Below are 751 nucleotides of genomic sequence, written 5' to 3'. Positions count from 1 at the left end.
CAATCCATAGCTTCGGTAGTATGTTTATGCCCGATTATTATCCATGCATCGTCGCTCGACTAGTGAGCTGTTACGCACTCTTTAAATGAATGGCTGCTTCCAAGCCAACATCCTAGCTGTCTAAGCAACAACACCGCGTTTGGTCAACTTAACATACATTTGGGGACCTTAGCTGATGGTCCGGGTTCTTTCCCTTTCGGACATGGACCTTAGCACCCATGCCCTCACTCCATGACATCATCTTACAGCATTCGGAGTTTATCAGGAGTTGATAGGCGATGAAACCCTCGCGTCCTATCAGTAGCTCTACCTCTGTAAGATTAATCATAGGCTGCACCTAAATGCATTTCGGGGAGTACGAGCTATTTCCGAGTTTGATTGGCCTTTCACCCCTACCCTCAGTTCATCCAAAGACTTTTCAACGTCAACTGGTTCGGTCCTCCACTGTGTGTTACCACAGCTTCAACCTGACCAAGGGTAGATCACACGGTTTCGCGTCTACTCCCACTGACTATAGCGCCCTATTCAGACTCGCTTTCGCTTCGGCTCCGACCCTTAAAGTCTTAACCTTGCCAGTGAGAAGTAACTCGTAGGCTCATTATGCAAAAGGCACGCTGTCACGGAATTAATCCGCTCCAACCGCTTGTAGGCGCACGGTTTCAGGTACTTTTTCACTCTTCTGTTCGAAGTGCTTTTCACCTTTCCCTCACGGTACTGGTTCTCTATCGGTCTCTCAGGAGTATTTAGCCTT

General features: G+C 48.1%; 1 rRNA gene. It reads right to left on the bottom strand.

The window, feature by feature from the left end:
• Window positions 1-751: ribosomal RNA gene (locus J1N10_RS20955) — 23S ribosomal RNA — on the bottom strand; the annotation flags it as partial.

It is taken from the genome of Carboxylicivirga litoralis (assembly GCF_025499605.1).
Classification (GTDB): domain Bacteria; phylum Bacteroidota; class Bacteroidia; order Bacteroidales; family Marinilabiliaceae; genus Carboxylicivirga; species Carboxylicivirga litoralis.
This window is presented reverse-complemented; position numbering and strand designations above follow the sequence as displayed.